The following is an 18,961-nucleotide window of genomic DNA, read 5'->3' as shown; positions in this document are numbered from 1 at the left end:
GTGAGGACAATGAGCCAAGTTATTTATGAAATAACTGAACAGAATATTGACATCGCCTATCGTGAGCACAATGAGCATGTGATTGAAAAAGAAACGGATTACGTACTCGGGAAAGTTGTCACTATAATGTTAGGTGTTTTTTCAGATAAGCTGATGGGAATTACGTTTGACAAAAGTGGCATTCGATTTAGCACGGATTACTTGCTTTCAGAAAAACATCGTAAAAACTTACTAAAGTGGCTAAAGCGACTTGCGACTATGGAAATGCCCCCATCTGACTTAGACTTCGGGAAAATTAAAATTGACTTGGAGAACTGGTATTATCAAATGGGTGGAGAAGGTATCCATTTTGAATATCACGAAAACTACTTGTTAACACCGAGAGAGGCATCGGAACAATTAGGTGTTTCAAAAGTGACATTAAATAAATACATCCAACAAGGATTGGAATGCGTAGATACGACGTCGCATAAAAAAATACCTAAATGTATCATCAAAATTTGGCGGGACCCGGTTTACGCTATCCGTTTGCAAATGATTGCTCAGGAAAAGAAACGACGAAATCAATCACCTACTGAACGCTTGCAAGAGATTAACAACGATCTGACAGAGCTGCAAATAAAGTATAAATCAGCTACCTACCAAGAAGCCTTTCAAGAATTTGATGGCGACTCTATGGATGATCCTTCTGATTATTATACATGGCGAGATCTTGAAGAGGAGAAAAGAGAGATTATTGATGTTTTAGGAGGACCCTCTATTGGAAAGAAGCCGTGAGAAACTGATTGCTTCATGGCGATAAGAAGAAGCAATCAAGCTAAACTAATCGCCTCTTCTGTATAATCAACGAGCTTTAGTTCAAGCCCTAAAACAATCGAAAGCTTCAATAAAGTTGACACTAGATTTTAATTGGTTGCAAAGATCCCCATAGTTTTTCATTTAAAATTCTCCCATCTTTCGTATGGAATTCACCTTTTGCAAGAACGAAATACGTCTACTTTTATTTTTCACTCGCCTGTCATAAGCGTTCTCCACAATTTCTTATTACCAAGGTACGTTATTTTCTCTATTCCATCAGGACGAAGAACCGCTATACCTGTGATTTCTGCATTAACTTTATCCTTACCGTTTTTTTCATAATCAATATAAACGGTGAAGTGATAATTCGTTGGGGTATCTTTACTTTGCTCTACATCGATTTTACTAACCGTTGTTTCAAAATCGTATTTGTCAGCCGCTATGTGGAACTCTAATGCTTGAGATCTCGAAACAAATTTATTATAACCACTTTCAGAAAAGTAAGGTCCGTAGCTATCCTTTAAATACGCGTTATACTCATTACTGAATGGTCCGCTCTCCTGCTGCTTAAACAGTTCATCTTGTATTTGTATTGCTTCTTTATTTGGAGCATTCAAATCATACTCCAGAAAGGCTTGAATAAGTTCTTTGTTCTTATCTTGTAGTTCATCTTGAGAACAGCCTACAAGTAATAGGCATATAAGGACAGAAGATATGGAAACCCTTGTCTTTCCTAGAAAGATCTTCTTTGTGAAGAAAGAAATACGATTCCAACGTGATTTATGAGACATAATTTCACCCACCTTCTCTTTTTCGATTAAGTTAGCTACTCTTTATACGGATAACACACAAGAGAAGTTTCGTTATTCTAACTACTCATTCGTTTCTACCTTGATTGAGGATTTGGCCCATCTACTTTCATCCCAGGGTTTGTCGATGCAAGTAGAAGAGCCTGAAGGAGCATATGCTTTACGTCTGCAATGCGTGCCACGAAATGAACGAAGATGAAACATACATATGTCAGGTTTGTGATTGTAAAAGCTTGCGGCTTGTTCCTGAATCAGAACTGATCAATTGAGTAGGGGGAGGAATAATGAATTTTAAAAGTGCATCGATTCAAGTAGTAGATCGGAATGGAACGATTGTGATTCAGGATGGAATATTAATAGAAAGTGATAAAGTTTGTGCGATTTATGATATTAATGAGGGTTTCTTCAAGTTTGAATGTGCAACACGCTTAGAATTGAATACCGTGCTCACTGCGCACCATCTTCGCATGAAAGATCTCGAAGAAGAGGAGCGCTTATGCTCGGAATGTGGAGTACCAATGCAGGAAGGATTTTACTTTGAATCGGATGCAAAACAGTATTGTAGCGAAAAGTGTCTTATGCAAGTTATTACGTGGGAGGATTATTTGTCGATGCATGATAATGGCAATGGGGATGCTTACTGGACGGATTGGTATGATTGTTGAAAATTTGAGGCTGAAGGTAGTTAATCAGTAGCTATTCTACAAATCCTTCCAGCAATAAATCAATTGATTGCTTAAGCGGTTAACGGTGTAACAATATGAGTACATAGTGGTATAGTAGTAGGTAAATAGTTAGTGTGAGAAGAATGGAAGCTTGAGCGATGTGAAACATATAAGTGAGTTTAAACTTGTATAAAGCAAAACTATTTTCACTAGAATAATAATCGAATCTGGAATTAAGCTTTTATTTAGGATTTTTGTTTCTTCCTGTGACTGAGTATTCAGGTACATGAGAAGTTCAATTAGTTCATATTGGATATTGATAAGTTGAACTTGTTTTCAGATAATAATATTTTGGAGGTGGAGTAGTGATGCTTAAGGGTGAATGGAAATATGAAAATCTTGAAAGAGGCGATTATACATATTTTGAAGACTGGATGAGATTCAGTTTTATATTGGCTAACTATGTTAAAGAAATAGATAAGCCATTGAAGTTATATATATCTGTACCCTCTAATTTATTATTTTCATACTTTTTTATATTAGGTGCTTTAGACCATGATTTTAAAAACCCATCAAGAGATGCTTTGTTACAGCAATATCTCACTTTACAAAAAGGGCAAAGGGTTCTTTATAAGACAAGTAAAGGCTGGGTAGCTCATTCTGTTATAGAAGTGAGTAAAATGCCTGGTTCAGAGACAAGAGCTATAGTAGTGAAGGATCGCTTGAATGCCATTAATTATATACCGGAAACAAGATGGTTTGACTATTTGAGAATTCATGATGATGGGATAACCACGGTTCGAAATACTAGACTAGTTAGAAGTGTAGATAGCATAACGGAAAATATTAAGTTGAAAAATTTGTATACTGAAGAAAAGCTTCAATTGCTGATGATGCAAAATACACCGCAAACATATTTATTTGCGAATAAGAAGGAATGGATAGGCTCTCTAAGTTCAATCCAGTTGGAAGCGGAGGGAGAGGTATTTCAATTAAACGATTTAGTATTTGATGGCACAGAGGGTACATTTAAAAACATTTCATTTATTGAACAAAGTTTTTCAATACCAATTCCCAATGAAGCGATTGCAGTATTTATAGGAAGTGGGCATAGTCTTAGAAAAATGGATTACTTTGATGGAGGGAAAAGCGTGTTTATTGTGGATCAACATGATTCTGAAGATAAATTTGAAGATCTTCAATTTAAAATCGAGCAAGATTTTCTATTGGGCCAGAGTCGATCTGTCAATAAAGAGATATTAGACTATATGGATGATAATCAAGTTGAAATCCCGAAAGGAGTGGAGATCTTTGCCTGGTTATCGCAGAGCTAATTTAGGTTTAGCAAACGAACTTTATTCCTCTTCAGTAAATGTAGAATTTGTAAAGGTTGAAGAAGATCGAATAGGACAATTAATGCATGCATTGAAAATATTAAAGAGTACAGTGAAATCATTTTATGGGAATGACGAGGTATTATCAGAAAGAACAGAGGAGTTTATTGGGGTATGTAGGAAGGTAGTAGGTTCAGTTAGTAACTATAGTACCTATTTTGAAACAAATAATATGCCAATCGTAAATTACTTTTCACTTACTAAAAAATCTATTTACACGGACTTGTTTGAAAAAGATGTCGTGCCAATCATTGACTTAATAAGATTACTACGAAAACAAAATAATAATGCTTATATTGATGTTTTGAATAAACTGGGATATCGGAAACCCATTAATGCTGAAAATACATATATTTTAACTAGACAAAAAATAGTGAACGAGTACTTAGAAATTAACAACATGAAAATTAAAGTAATGCGTGATAAGGAGTTTGTTGACCATGGCATTTTTGCTGAACATATTATCTTTTTAGGAACGCCCAGCTATTTTGATAGAAAGTTCTCAGAAGTGTTCTATGGGAAATATACTTTTTTTTTAGGATATGCATGTTTTGAAAATCGTTTATTAAAAAGGGAGTCTTTCTCAGATTTAATAAATCAGAATGACTTGATTAATACGATTTATAAGGATGTTACAACTGACAAAGGTTTTACGGGTATAGATTTTAAAGAGACGTTTTTAAGTGGAAATGAAAAAAAATCAGAGGAAGATGTAATCAGTCGATTTCAAAATATCGCAAGTGTTTCTTTAGAGGAAAAGATTGAAGTGAAGTTGGCAACTATTTCTCATAATAATTATATATTTTTACCTAAAGGGCAAAAGGTGAATGTAATTGATCGAGAATCTTTAAAGATAACTCAAGAAAAAGTAAAAGAGTTGTCTGCGGGAGACTTATTAGTTTTTCGAACTCAAAACGCATCTAACTTAGTTCGAGAAGTGGCGGATGAGATTATGGGGATAAACGCCAAGAAGCATCGATCAAATGTAGAGAAATGGAAAAAAAGGCTGCGTTTTAATGTGGATAAAAAGGGGATTGATAAAATTTCAAGAATTTTAATAGAACGATATGGAATTAAAGTAGCTAGAGAGAATAATATAAAAAATTGGATGAGTAGTTACACTATTAAGCCCTCATGTTTGAATGAATTATTAGAGGTATTCAAATTTGAACTTTTAGAGAAAGAAGAGATAATAACCGCAGCTAGTGAAATTGTCAGCGCTCATATTTCTGCTGGACACCAAATTTCATATATTTTGATGAATGAGCTAGATGAAAATCTTGAGGGCATTATTGATGAAAATGGATTTTATACTTTTGAATCAACTGAATTCGAGGGAGCATCTTTTAATATTGAAGAAATTAAAAAGATTTCAAAAGAAATATATTATATTCCAGAAAAAGAAATATTGAAGATTATTAAAGGGTGAGGTGTAACTATGGATAAAAGTTTAGAAAAAGCTTTGGGAAATCGAGAGACTTTAATAAAGGCAATTGAGCAAGAGATTGTAGGACCTGGCGATATTAAGAATGCTACAAAGTTATTAAATACAACCGGTAATACAAAATTCGATAGTTTCGATGATTTAAATACAAATTACTATTGGCTTTCAGCGACTTTAAAAGAGGAAGTTATTCAAAGAGACAGTCCATCTCGTAGATATGCAGCGGGAATGCTTTATCCAGTTCAACTTCAAAGTGAAGGGACAGAAGATGAAAGTGATGAGATGGTGTCTGATAAGAAGATTGATGAAACAAAGGTTGGATTTTATGATGAACTTGATAAGTTAGATAATCGGGATGAAATGATTGAAGATACTGGACTAGAGGATATATCTCCCAAGATTCAACAAAAGGATTCTATACCTTCTAGTATGGGAATCACGTATTGCTTGTCGAAAGAGGCAAAGGATTTCAAAGTTAAATTTGTGGGTGGCGTCTATGCTAAACATAAAGTTTATTCGGATATTCAGTATAAAGATGAAAAAAGTGGAAAACAAAAGAGCTATGATTCTAAGGATGACTGGTGGCTACGTACATCTATTTATGGTGAACTGGACGTCCCAATATCGGATTTCGATCCGAAAGAGAAAGTCAGTTTGAAAGAATATGAGTTAGATGTAAATAATGCAGTAAAAGAGGAAATCGAGAAGATCAAGTTGAAGTTACATGTACAGTGTCGAATTAAAAAAGATTATATTCTTTTTACAGTGACCGTTGTAAATGTTACAGAACCTCTGCTTAGATACAACAAAGATGAATATACAGTATTCCAGTCGCAATTAAATATATCTGCGGACTTTGGTGATTTTTTAAATTACCCTAAAGCCTCACAACGTAATTTGGAATTGACAAAGGATGAGTGGAATAACGAACTTTTATTTAAAAACAAGTTTAATTATGCATTTGGTCATGGCTGTTCAGTTAGATGGGATCAAAATGCTGAAAAAATAAATGAGATTAATTCTACATTTATTCCAGCCTATGAAACAGAAAGTATGACACCGGATATAACATTGAATGTAGATGGAAAAGAAGTAGCATTAAAGATCAAAATGGCTGCATTGATGAACATACAGAACTATAAAGAATTATTAGAGATTTTACAACCATTGGTAGTTGGGTATGAAGGCTGGATCCAAGAGCGAGAGTTAGAAACCACAAATATGAAAAAAGAGTTGAAAAAAGCTGCCGATGCTAATTTACAGTTTTGTAAGGATAGTCTTCACCGAATGAAAAAAGGTTTAGAATTACTACAAGATCCAAAAGTGTTTCAGGCGTTTAAATTAGCGAATAAAGCTATTTTACTCCAACAACTTAACGGCAAAACCCCTCGTAAAGCTTATTGTGAAAAAAGTGACAGTAAAGGTATGAAATTGTTCATTGATAAGCCTTATAATGATGTGATGAAAGATATGCAGGATTTAGATAGTCGTGAAAACACTTGGCGCGCCTTTCAAATTGCATTTTTCTTATTATCCATCCAATCATTAGTTAAAAAAGATTCTTTTGATCGTGAAACGGTAGATTTGATTTGGTTCCCAACAGGAGGAGGTAAAACAGAGGCATACTTGGGTGTTGCTGCCTTTCAAATGTTCTATCGACGTTTATTAGATCCAAATGATGCAGGTGTAGATATTATGATGCGCTACACATTACGACTTTTGACAGCAGATCAATTTCAGCGAGCTTCAAGGTTAATCTGTGCAATGGAGTATATTCGGAGGGATAATAAAACGGCCCTTGGGGATATCCCATACTCAATTGGGATTTGGGTAGGGTCTACAACATCGCCTAATACAAACAAAGATGCATTTGCACAAGTTAAGAAAATGAAAACAGCTAAAGGTCTGGATAATTTAGTTTTAACAAGATGTCCATGGTGTGGTTGCGAAATCGGAAAAGTCGAGGTAAAAGGAGCAGGAGCGAGATTTCGCGAGACTGTGCCTCTTGGTTTTAGACGGGAAAAAGAACAGTTAATAGTCCAATGTCCCGATAGTCAATGTGATTTTCATAATGAAATTCCAGTATATTTCGTTGACGAAACTATCTATGAAAAAAGACCAACATTCTTAATAGGGACAATCGATAAGTTTGTTCAATTAACATGGAGGCCAGAAGCAAGAAGTTTATTTGGATTAAATGACTTAGGAGAACGTTTTCTATCTCCTCCACAAATTATTATTCAAGATGAGTTGCATCTGATTTCGGGACCACTTGGAACGCTTGCTGGTCTGTACGAAGTATTGATTGAAGAATTATGTATTGATGATCGTGGGGAAGAACCAATTAAGCCTAAAATTATTTCAGCAACAGCAACGATTAAAGAGTTTGGAGAACAAGCTAGATGTTTATTTGGTCGGGAAATTTCACAACTTTTCCCAAGCCCAGGTATTGATATTGATGACTCCTTCTTCTCTAAGGTAGCAATAGATGAAAATGGCGAACCAAAGCCAGGTAGAAAGTATATTGGTGTTTTCACGTCACGCGTACGTATTTTAATGGCGCAGGTAATGACATATTCAGCAATCTTACAAAAGGTAGGAAGTTTACCAGAAGGTGAACGGGACCCGTTTTGGACACTGCTTTCTTTCTATAATAGCTTAAGAGATCTAGGGGCTGGATTAAATTTATTTAATAGTGATATTCCAACCTATATTGATGCTTTAAGTAAGAGAGAGGGCGTAGATAAAGATAAAAAAAGATTTTTAAATGCACCATTAGAATTAACCTCTCGTAAACAAAGCAATGAAATCTCCAAAACGATTGATGATTTAAATGTTCCCTATACACAAAAAGATAGCAAGGGACGAACGAAGGCCCTTACCTCATGTTTAGCCTCTAATATCATTGAAGTTGGAGTTGATATTGATCGGTTATCATTAATGGGGATTATTGGACAACCCAAAATGACTGCGCAATATATTCAGGTAAGTGGTCGTGTAGGAAGAAGACCATATGAAAGACCAGGGCTAATTGTAACAGTGTATTCTAACCAAAACTCACGCGATAAATCTCATTTTGAGCATTTTAATGAGTATCACCAACGACTTTATGCACAAGTAGAAACGACAAGTCTAACTCCTTTCTCTACAGCATCCTTGGAAAGAGGATTAACGGCAGTATTGATTGGGTTCTTACGTCAACGTGTGGACATTCAAATGGCCAAATATCCTACAAAGAAAGAATTGAAACGTGTTCTGGAAGATAAACGTTTTATTGATTTTCATAAGCGATTTAAAGAACGTGTAGAACTAGTTGATCCGGAGCAAATTGGTATTTGGAAAGACTTATTTAAGACTTTTATGGATGCAATACTACAAGGACGTTATGAGACTTGGAGAGTTTCTGATACTACTCGAGGGTTAATGTATCAAGCTGGAAACTTAAATGACGGGGAAAAGTACCAGGGGAGTATCCCTGTAATAAATTCATTAAGAAGTGTCGATGTTGAGTGTCGGGGGTCTATCGTCTTGCTTGATAAAGAAGATGATGAATTTATTTGGGAGGATGATGACTAAATGCGATATTTACCGATGCGACGTTCCAAATTGGTAGGAACTGAAGGTCCGGGCTCTTTGGTGATTAGCCCGGAAGGTGAAACAGCGGTTATAGGTGCATTGGATTTGTGGTTTAAGGATAGCTATGGGAATAGAGCAAGAAATATTGAAGAATTTGCAGTCAATGAACCACGCTTAAAAGCAATTTTAAAAGTAGATAAATTCTATACACCACCTGAATTTAGAAGGAGTTCAGAGCATGCTCTGGAAGTTGTTCCAAACAGTAACCTTGTAATGCCTTTGATGCGTTTCCCTAAATGGCATTATTGTAGTTCTTGTAGGTCTTTACGTGAACTTGAGTTAGACCAAACATCTGTGTATCTAGACTGTCCAAAATGTAACCAAAAGAGATACTACAAACAAGTACCATTTGTAGTGATTTGTGATCATGGACATTTATCGGATTTCCCTTGGCGTAAATGGGTTCATAACAATGAAGATACTATATGCAATGGCAATCTGCATATTCAAATGAGTGGTGGATCTACACTAGATTCTTGGGCAATTATTTGTGAGAGATGTAATGAAAGGAGAAATCTTCAAAGAGTTACTTCATTTGATAAGGATGATAATACAAGCTATTTAGGAAATCAGCTTAATAAGGATAAGTCTAAAAGATATACTTGTGAAGGTGAACGTCCATGGTGTGGCGATGAGAAAGAGGAGTGTGTAGCGGCGCCCGTTGCGATCCTAAGAAACTCAATTAGTGTGTATATGGCTAAAAAAATTAGTGCTTTGGCAATTCCAGGCGACTATAGTCAGAATGTTGATTTGATTGTATCTAAAATTCAATCTCCAGCTAAACATTTGGTACGTACAAACCTAGGCTTATTAGATAATGTTGAAAAAAAGATAAAATTCATTCGGGAAAATCTGAGATTTGAACTTAGGGAAGAAACAACAGACCGAGAGATTGAAGATGCCATAATGTACATTGAATCTGGCGAGGAATATGAATATACGGAAGAAGAGCTAGAAAGACCAGGTCTATTAATTAAAGAAAAAGAATTCGAAAAGCTTACATCGACACTGAGTTCTGAAGAGTTAAAAGTTGAACTTGAATGGGAGTACGATGTTAAAGAAGAAGTTGAAGAAAATTACTATAAACCCTATTTACAACGTCTGTCGAGAGTATTAAAGCTGAAAGAAACAACGGCCTTGTATGGATTTGACCGTAAAGACTTCAAGGACAATACAGGTTACAGTGATTATTATCCTTCATTATATAAAGATTACAGTGGTCTTCATGAAAAATGGCTGCCAGTAAATGAAGTTTACGGAGAGGGAATCTTCTTGCAGCTTAACTTAGAAAAAGTTGAAGAGTGGGAATCCACTCCAACAGTTCAAAAATATTTTGAGGCTTATCTTAAAAGAATAAAGCACGTGGAACACCGAGATGACTCTATTCTCAAGCCACGAAATATTATGCTACATACACTATCACATTTTCTAATTGATGAACTTGCAAATGCGTGCGGCTACAATCGAGCTTCAATTAGGGAGAGGCTGTATTTGGATGAAGGACAGATTGGTGTGTTAATTTATATTTCAGCGGGCGATTCAGAAGGGACTTTAGGTGGTCTTGTTCGCCTAGGTTTACAAGATAAGTTCTTTCAGATTTTAGATAAAGCTAAAAATAATGCAGAATGGTGTAGTTCGGATCCAGTATGTACAGAGCTAGGTAAAACGCAGGGACATGGGGTGAATGGATTGAACGGTGCAGCATGCTATAATTGTTCGCATATACCCGAGACTTCCTGTGAATTTTGGAATTTGTACTTGGATAGAAGTCTACTTATTGATAAGACCATAGGTTATTTTAGAGACTAAAAGTAAAGGTTGTAAATAAACTCATGCATTTATGTGTGGGTTTATTTATAGCTAGGAGAAATGGTTGTATTTTCACTAAAATAATATCTATGACAAGCGGGGTGTTCAAATGAATGGTGAAAAGTTTAGACAATGGATGGATAGAAATTTAAATAGTAAAGAAATAACCCGGAAGAAGTATTTTGATGCTATAAAAATAGTTTCAAATGAGATGGCTGGTTGGGGACTGGACGAAGTAGATATTTATTCGCTAAACGATCCGACATATATTGATAAGGTAATGTTGAACAGTGATTTTATTGAGAAAAACAAGCGTGGAAATCAAATGTATAGTGCTGCATTGAATCATTATAAAAAGTATTTAGCTTCTGAAGGAAGTGAAGTAGCTATAGCGACCGACGTTGATGATGTGATTTTAATTAAGATTAATCAGAGTTATTACGAAGGGATTTCTTCTGAAAAATTATATGAGGTGACTAGTATTAGCTGGAAAATCAGTGCGAAAAAACTAGAGACTCAAGATATTAAATATTATTGTGCAGTATATAACAATGAGATAATAGATGTTTATCTATTAACTGGTTATAAACCAGATATGCGTCCAGAAAGAGAAGGTCGTTTTATTTTAGAAGGGGAATTGGCAAGTGAGACTATTCGTGAGAAATTAATTGCACTTGATGTTCAATCTATCCATAAAGGTAGTGGTAATCCCGTGAAATATACGATGTTAGAGACACTTTTGAATTTAAAAGAACATGGTGAGCTACCTCTTGAGCCTGAAATAAAGCCATTGGAAATATTGGAGGGTATTGAGTTAATCGAGCATATCCATTCTTACATCACTTCCCAAGGCTTTAACTACTCCCTCATCAATATCAAAAATTTCTACTTATCCCTACGTAGCAAGCCATTTGTCATCATCTCTGGAATTTCAGGAACCGGGAAAACAAAGATTGTGCAGTTGTTTGCGGAGAGTGTTGGGGCTACAGAGGAAAATGAACGGTTTAAGTTAATCCCTGTTAGACCGGACTGGAGTGACGGTTCGGAGTTATTAGGATACACAGATATAAAAGGTGAGTTTCAAAAAGGTCCGTTGACAGAAATGGTTGAGCACGCGATGAAATACTCGACCCTCCCTCATTTTGTTTTATTGGACGAGATGAATTTAGCACGGGTGGAGTATTATTTCAGTGATGTACTGAGTGTGATGGAGAGCCGCAGAAGAAATCGGGATGAGATTATTTCATCCTATTTGTTGGATGAAAAGGCTACTGGAGTGCCTTTACGATTACCTGAAAACCTATTTATCATCGGTACGGTCAATATGGACGAGACGACGCATCCATTTAGTAAAAAGGTGCTGGATCGTGCGAATACGATTGAATTTAATGAAATTTACTTAGAGAACTTTGACTACCTTGAAGAACAGGAAGAAGTAGAGGCGCAACAATTTTTGAATGAGCAGTTGGCAGCTAATTATATTTCATTGAAAGATGTATATGATACGCATAGCACGTTAATTTCTAAAGTTTCAAGTAGATTGGTGGCCATTAATAAAATCCTTGAACCTTTGAATGCGCATGTTGGATATCGTGTGCGAGATGAGATTTGCTTTTATATGATACATAATGCGGAAGCAGGATTACTTGATGAAAATGAAGCGTTTGATTTCTGTATAATGCAAAAGATTTTACCTCGTATTACGGGTGGAGATGGTCGGGTTGAAACGCTGTTGAATGATCTTTTGGAATGGTTAACTGACCGGTCTTATGATATTGCTATATCCGGTAATTATCCGCGTAGTGCAAAAAAGGTCACAGAAATGCTCGGGAGGTATCATGCGGATGGTTTCACTTCTTTCTGGATCTCCTAAAGAACAAGAATTGGTGGTCATTAAAACAGCGGAATTGACGTGCATTATTAAAGGGACTGCAGCGCATCCACAATATAATAAACTTCGCGAACATATGTCGTTTAAAGTTGAGGATGCTATGCAATTTCATTGTCGAGCAGAAAACTTGGAGGAAATTCAAATTCATAATGTGTTGACTGGACAAGTAGAAACTTTTTCAGATCAACCACTACTACCTGTCTTTTTCGAAAATGGACGTTATGAAATTATTGTTTTACCTGAAATAAAAGAGCGGATAACATTTTATCATGAATTTCCTGGATTCAGAGACGCGATAAAAAAGCTTTCTAGAAGTGATGTATTAACAGGGACATTGCATTTTCAAAATGAAGTAGGCTTAACTTCTTTTGAGATTCGCGGAGATCGTCAGCGTGTGCTGTTGACGGTTGTGTTGGAGGTTTTCCCTACAAAGCTAGATTATAAAAAGGATTACAAGGCGTTATTAGACGAAGTGAATGAGGAGATTTATAATCTTGCTTATCATTTTATTAAGCGAACGTATTTACAGGGGAGTGCCCAAATTTATAAAGAACCTTCCTTAACAGAGTTTTATCGTCTGATTGATTTGCATTTTGAACAATATACTCAGGCGATTGAGCGAATCGAGAAGGTTTCCCACCAGCAATTGACAAAAAAGTATGTAGAGGTACGGGGAGATCAGTTAAGGAAACAGGATTCACGAACGTTAGCCTATTTACGTAAAAATAGCGGGAAGTTTGTGGATACAGCAAATGGCATATCTATTCACGGTAGAACTGTAATGCCTACCAAGGGGCTGCTAATGAAAAAAGAACATTCAGCAGATACCCTCGAAAACCGTTATGTAAAATGGACAATGCTAAGGATAGCCACACGACTTAAGGATTTAATGAGAGTGGTTGAAAAGTCCTATGCAAAGGGATATGGAAAAGAAGATTATGAGTTGGTCAATAAGCTTAAGACGATGATTGAATGGGTTGAAAAAAGAGAGAGAAATATATTTTGGCGAGCAGTCGGTAAGTTGGATCGCTCTGTCATGAGCTTAGTATTACAAATGGCGCCGGGTTATCGTAATGTACTTCAAGTATATACGACGATTAGCAAAAGCATTGTTTTACAAGGTGAAATTTATAAGATGTCGGTTAAAGATATTGCTACTTTGTATGAATATTGGACATTTTTAAAGTTAGGTCGGTTGTTAGAGCAAAAGTGCGAGCAGGTCAGTCAGAATATTGTAAGTATCAATTCGGACGGGCTTTTTATTAGTTTGGATACGACACGAACAGCCGAGCGTAAGTATGTTCATCCTGTTACAGGTGAAGAAATCACATTGAGATATCAGTTTGATACATCGAGTAATCGGGTACCGACTGTACAACAAAAACCGGATTCTATGTTGAGTATCGGCAAGGTAGGCAAAGATTATCAATATCAGTATATTTTCGATGCAAAGTACCGTTTAGATTTAGAAACAAATCCTGATATGCCTGGACCCATGCAGGATGACATTAATACGATGCACCGTTATCGTGACTCGATTGTTGTAAATACGGATGGTAGATATGAGCGCACGGCATTTGGCGCGTATGTACTATTTCCTTGGACCGAAGAGCGGCAATACGAGAATCATCCGTTATACCGTAGCATTGAAAGTGTAAATATTGGTGCTTTTCCATTCCTGCCAAATGTGACGGGATTAGTAGATCGTTTTATTGATAACTTGTTGAATAAAAGCCCGGATCAGCTACAGCAAGAGGGGATATTACCAAAAGGAACATATGAAGAAATAGGAAGTCTTTATTCGGTAGACCAGGTGTTAATTTGTGCTGTCTATAGTGAAGCGGAATTACGGCAGTTATTAATGGGGAAAAGTTATGAGATGCTTGTTGAAGATTTGTTAGAAGGCTGGCAACATATAAAGTATGTTGCGATTTATGAGGATGATGGGACGCGTATTCGTTACTATGCCGAAGTAGCGAGTATTGAAATTAATGAACAAAGTCTTTATTTTAAGGTCAATCGTTGGCAGCAGAAATTGATTGAAGGGAAGGGCTATCGTGTTCAACATCAGGCCACTGTTTACACGAATAAATTTCTTCAAGCTGATTCGTTAGCAAACCTGCATTCAAAAACGGTGGAAGAAAATATACTTTGGAAAATGGTACAGCGGCTATCGAATGATGTTCAAGTGAACTTGGATAATGTATATGTAGATGATGCAAAAAGAGTCATTTCGTTCGAGTTTGCGAAGTATAGATTGGAAATCCAACATAAACTTCGGCAATTAATTTTTATGGGTGAAGATTTTAGGGAAACGATAGATATGGTAATGATTTTGGAGAATGAATCATTCATATTTAAAAGGATGAATGAATTGATTTATCCGGGTTACGGTTGGCGTGGGAAATGATGTCTTCTGCAGGCTCATGAAGTGGGCGACTATACGTGATAATATTCATAAAGTGACCACTCATGGAAAAAGTATGAGTGGTCATTTTACTACCGACTAGTGTAAACAGCTATATCTTTCGCCCAATTGCTCTATAATAATTCGAGTCGGAGCTATCGATAGCAAAGCTAGAAATCCAGTTACGGGATTTAAAATAAGATAAAACATCATGGTTTATTGGTGTAACTTCAATTTTGGGGCGTTTACCTATAAATAGTTCTGAAAAACTATTCATGTGTAAAGTGCTAAGCATTTGAATTACTTGGGCTTTATTCAAATCAGGCAAAGCTAGATATAATAACTTTTTCTTTACATCTAATTCTAATCGTTCAGTTAAAAGTAGCTTATTAAGTAGTAGAAATGGTGTAGGAATTTGTTCACCATTAATAATATCGACGTGATCAATAGCTGAATTTATTATTATATCTTGAACTTTTTTGTCCTCTGTATCAAATGACTTAATCAATGATGGGATATCATCTGTGTCAAGATTGTTTTCTAAAATATATTTTTTAGTTTTTATTGAATATGCTTTTTCGTTCGTGGAGATTTTGGAATTGGTGTAACTTAGCAAGTGCAATTTATGCAGGTCTGAAATATCAGATTCAAGTAAAATTAGTAATTCTTCAAGTGAAAATAATTCTGGATTTATTATGCTCTCTGTATAAACTACAATGTTTTGTTTAATAAATGATATTGTAGTTAAAGAGTATTCCCTGCGCATGAATAAAAGATTTTGTTCATTCATCTCAATTAACTTACTTTCAATTAAAATTTCAATTTTACTATTTGAAATTCCTGCAAATGAAAAGTCTTCATAATATAATCCTAGTGAGTTGATTATTAGTTGGTATTTTTCGTCAACTAATTCGTTGCATTCGATAACAGCTGAAAGTAATGTCGAAGTAGAATTTTCACCGAATTGTTCATCAATTAGTTGAGGGTTAAAACTCAACTCATCACTGCTACTATTGATAAAATCAATTAAATAATCATCTAGATTAGGTTCAGAAGAGAAGAAGTATAGTAAGATATTTTCCGAAGAATATTTGACTGTAGTATTTTGTAATAAAATACTCCATAAACTATCCTCTTTAACAGTACTAATATCATTGATTATTGTATCCAAATAGTTAATAAATTGCTCTTTAAGTTCTAAATCAATATCCTCATTATTAAGTATTAACAATGCTATGGATTCGCTATCAGCAATATGATTATTAGATTTTTCAATAATGATAGACATATACTGATTGATGTTATTATTTACGTATATTAATAGTGGTTCGGCTTCACCGTTGGAGTTTATTAAAGAATAGTTTCTAGTAAAGTAATCATTACCAGTAGGTATGTGGTAAACGTGCTCTAATATTAAAGAAATAAGGTTGAAATTTAGTTCATATAAATCATTTTTATATACATCAATAAAAAGGGGGTGATTTGCTTTATTGAAATTAATATCTTTCATTTTAACTTTCAACAATTTAAATCCCGAAATTAACTTTTGGACATTGGATGCTGTGGATAATGTAGTATCTAGAAAGTCTACATCATTAGAAATAAATTTAGTTATGCAATTATCAATATTCGCGGACTTGATTTCGGAATCTGATGATGAGAATAATATTGCATTAATAATAAGATTTTTCCTTAGGGAATGACTAAAACCATCTGTGTTTATTAGTTGGTGGTAAAATTCATGCCAATATAAATTTATTGATTTGGTCAAGGAGATAGTGGCATTTGTTAGCTCAGAAAACTCAGTAATGAATGTGTAGTTTTTCTCGCTTTTCATTTGACTGAATAGTCGAGATAACTGTTCTTCGTACTTTGTGTGATTCTGTAACAAGTAGCTAAACAAATCAAAGTTAAGAACCTCAATATGGTCGAAATCAGAGATCCGTAGTCTAGAGACCACTAATTTAGGGTTTTTCAGATCGTAACTATACTCTTTAGAAACTTCATCTGTAATACTGCGTAAGAAAATTTTGTCTTCGCGACTTAAACTATTTTCGTAAAAGTAAGTCATGTAATCAGGGTATGATTCATCGATATATCCATTTCTAATTAAGTATTTAATTAAATGGAAGTAGGAACTTGATTCCACTTCCTTAAATGTATTCTCTACTCCAATTTCATTTATGAAATTTGTATCGAAAATATTATCAATATTTTCTTTGGTAATAATAGTCTCTAGTCGAGAGTTTTGAATAATGGTTTTCTCACTTTTTAGTTGATTAATTTTGGTTGCGAGATGTTCATATTTATCATCAAATTTTGTTTCTATGGCTTTTTTTCTTTCAATATAGATTTCATTACTTGTGAAAGAATTGAATATTGTATCGACGTCAAGGGTGTTCCAATATCGATAATTATCAAGATATTGAACGTTTTTTGTAGGATCCTTAATAGCTCTTATTAAGTCTGCACGACTCTCAAAACTGGTTTCGCTCTGATTATTGACTTGAATAGGATAACTTCCTGGGGCTTTGAAGTATAGCGAATCTAGTTCGTCTATATTAGACAGGTGCTCATTATCTGCTGCTTTTAGAAAGTTTTCGTAAGCATTGATATCTTGTTCAATTTCTTGTAAAGAATTATTGGTGAATATAGACTTATTTTCAAATAACGTATGGACGTACCCATTCCCTAGCTGAAGATTACTAAAATCTTTAGGGAAGATATTTTTGTAAGTAATAATAGCAAGTAATTTATTATTATTTAATTCTATAGAATTAATTCTGCCATGATAAATAATAAATTCATTATAAATATTTTTCAAAACTCTTAAATCATCCACGTATAGAGATAGACTTTGAAGGAACTTTTCATCAAATAAATCATAAATTTCACCCAGTTTAAAGTGTTCAATAAACTTTTCGTATGAATTAGACCCATCTATAACCGGTACAACAGGTATTATGAAGTCGAAAAATTTAGTTCTATCTTTTGAAATGAAGACATCATCCCTGAGCAGGTAAAAAAAACGAAGTGTCTTCCCTTTACGTGTGTTAACAAGGGAATTAATTTCCCGTAACTTCTCGAATATTTGATTAATGTTATACCTATCCATGTCTTCGAATACTATTACATCTGCCCCAGAGTTTTCGAAAAGATAAATGACCTCATTTAGATATTTATCGAAGTATGATTCCTCTGACTCCTCGAATATCTCTATTTCATTTCCTTGGAAGTTGATTTTCCTGAACATATTTTTGTTGAATTGGGTACTTAGTAGAAAGTAGAATCCTATACTAAAGATGGTTAAGCATACTATTCCGCTGAAGAGAAGTACATTGCTGTTGGTAGTCCAGCCTAATATGTTTTTTAAGAGTGGCTGGGATAAACCATCGACAAAAGAAGTCCAAGAAGTGAACCCAATCATATACATGATTAATACAGAGAATGTGATAAATAAAGATGTAACAACTTTTGTGCTTTTTTCTGATCTTGTTTTTTTGACCTTGAAGTGTGTTTGAGGAATGTCGTTTGAGTCGATTTGATGAATAAGTTGATTTAATATTTTACCTTCTAAAATAGTTTCATTATATTGGAGAGGAGTATCAGTATTCTCTTCAGTAGCCGTAAAGTGAGCCAAAGAGATATGTAAGAACTTTTTTTCGGGCTTAGTTAATTTATAACTTTCCAATAAGCTACTTTTTCCGGCACTATAGGCTCCGGTAATTGCAGCATTTTTAATATCGTCATTATTAAAGATGAAGTCTAAGGCATCTTTGTATGTATCCAGGTCGACATCTTTTATAGGAGTCAGCTTTTGAAAATTATAGTTTCTGTTTTCCACAAGGAATCCCCGCCCAAATATAATATTTTAATATAGATTTGTGACGATGTTAATTATATTAATGTTTAATAGTCGAAGTCATTACAGCATGACTTGTGTTGCAAGATATTGCGTAGAACCAGAGCGAGATTAGAAGGGATTTATATTATTGTTCATATAAGGAGCATCCTGATAAATTAAAATGTACCCTTTAAAGTAGGCTTTTAAGCTATCAACTCCTTAGGGTACATCTTTATATATATGTCCTCATTTTTACTTAGTATC

General features: G+C 34.8%; 10 protein-coding genes. 8 read left to right on the top strand and 2 right to left on the bottom strand.

Annotation, left to right across the window (positions count from 1 at the left end; translation table 11 throughout):
* Positions 1 to 9 precede the first annotated feature (9 nt).
* Positions 10 to 777, top strand: a complete 768-nt coding sequence (locus H4683_RS01415) for a MerR family transcriptional regulator (protein WP_192597027.1) — start codon at positions 10 to 12, stop codon at positions 775 to 777.
* Between the two features lie 230 nt (positions 778 to 1,007).
* Here the strand turns inward: H4683_RS01415 and H4683_RS01410 are convergent, their stop codons facing one another.
* Complete coding sequence (locus tag H4683_RS01410; RefSeq protein WP_192597026.1) at positions 1,008 to 1,589, bottom strand: hypothetical protein; 582 nt, start codon at positions 1,587 to 1,589, stop codon at positions 1,008 to 1,010.
* Positions 1,590 to 1,891: 302 nt separating this feature from the next.
* On the opposite strand from H4683_RS01410, the gene H4683_RS01405 reads away from it, so the two are divergent.
* The 7 genes from H4683_RS01405 to H4683_RS01375 all read left to right on the top strand — a co-directional run bounded on the left by H4683_RS01405 (position 1,892) and on the right by H4683_RS01375 (position 14,856).
* Positions 1,892 to 2,272: a hypothetical protein gene (locus tag H4683_RS01405; RefSeq protein ID WP_192597025.1), complete on the top strand. Its 381-nt coding sequence runs from the start codon at positions 1,892 to 1,894 to the stop codon at positions 2,270 to 2,272.
* Between the two features lie 368 nt (positions 2,273 to 2,640).
* Positions 2,641 to 3,606: a hypothetical protein gene (locus H4683_RS01400; protein WP_192597024.1), complete on the top strand. Its 966-nt coding sequence runs from the start codon at positions 2,641 to 2,643 to the stop codon at positions 3,604 to 3,606.
* Positions 3,584 to 5,095 carry a DISARM anti-phage system protein DrmE domain-containing protein gene (locus H4683_RS01395; protein ID WP_192597023.1) on the top strand — a complete coding sequence of 504 codons (1,512 nt, stop codon included), beginning with the start codon at positions 3,584 to 3,586 and terminating at the stop codon, positions 5,093 to 5,095. The genes H4683_RS01400 and H4683_RS01395 overlap by 23 nt, the downstream gene beginning before the upstream one ends.
* Positions 5,096 to 5,104: 9 nt before the next feature.
* Entirely contained in the window at positions 5,105 to 8,686 is a 3,582-nt protein-coding gene (locus tag H4683_RS01390) for a helicase-related protein (RefSeq protein WP_192597022.1), read from the top strand.
* The gene (drmB, locus tag H4683_RS01385; RefSeq protein WP_192597021.1) at positions 8,687 to 10,555 is read left to right on the top strand and encodes a DUF1998 domain-containing protein; all 1,869 of its coding nucleotides are present in this window, start codon (positions 8,687 to 8,689) and stop codon (positions 10,553 to 10,555) included.
* A gap of 109 nt (positions 10,556 to 10,664) precedes the next feature.
* On the top strand, positions 10,665 to 12,428 hold the full coding sequence (locus tag H4683_RS01380; protein ID WP_225941807.1) for an McrB family protein: 1,764 nt from the start codon (positions 10,665 to 10,667) through the stop codon (positions 12,426 to 12,428).
* Positions 12,400 to 14,856: a restriction endonuclease-like protein gene (locus tag H4683_RS01375; protein ID WP_192597020.1), complete on the top strand. Its 2,457-nt coding sequence runs from the start codon at positions 12,400 to 12,402 to the stop codon at positions 14,854 to 14,856. The genes H4683_RS01380 and H4683_RS01375 overlap by 29 nt, the downstream gene beginning before the upstream one ends.
* Positions 14,857 to 14,965: 109 nt before the next feature.
* Here the strand turns inward: H4683_RS01375 and H4683_RS01370 are convergent, their stop codons facing one another.
* Positions 14,966 to 18,697 (bottom strand): YobI family P-loop NTPase, encoded by a 3,732-nt coding sequence (locus H4683_RS01370; protein ID WP_192597019.1) that lies wholly within the window; start codon positions 18,695 to 18,697, stop codon positions 14,966 to 14,968.
* Positions 18,698 to 18,961 lie beyond the last annotated feature (264 nt).

Origin of the sequence: Sporosarcina limicola, from assembly GCF_014873855.1 — a bacterium.
GTDB classification, from domain to species: domain Bacteria; phylum Bacillota; class Bacilli; order Bacillales_A; family Planococcaceae; genus Sporosarcina; species Sporosarcina limicola.
This window is presented reverse-complemented; position numbering and strand designations above follow the sequence as displayed.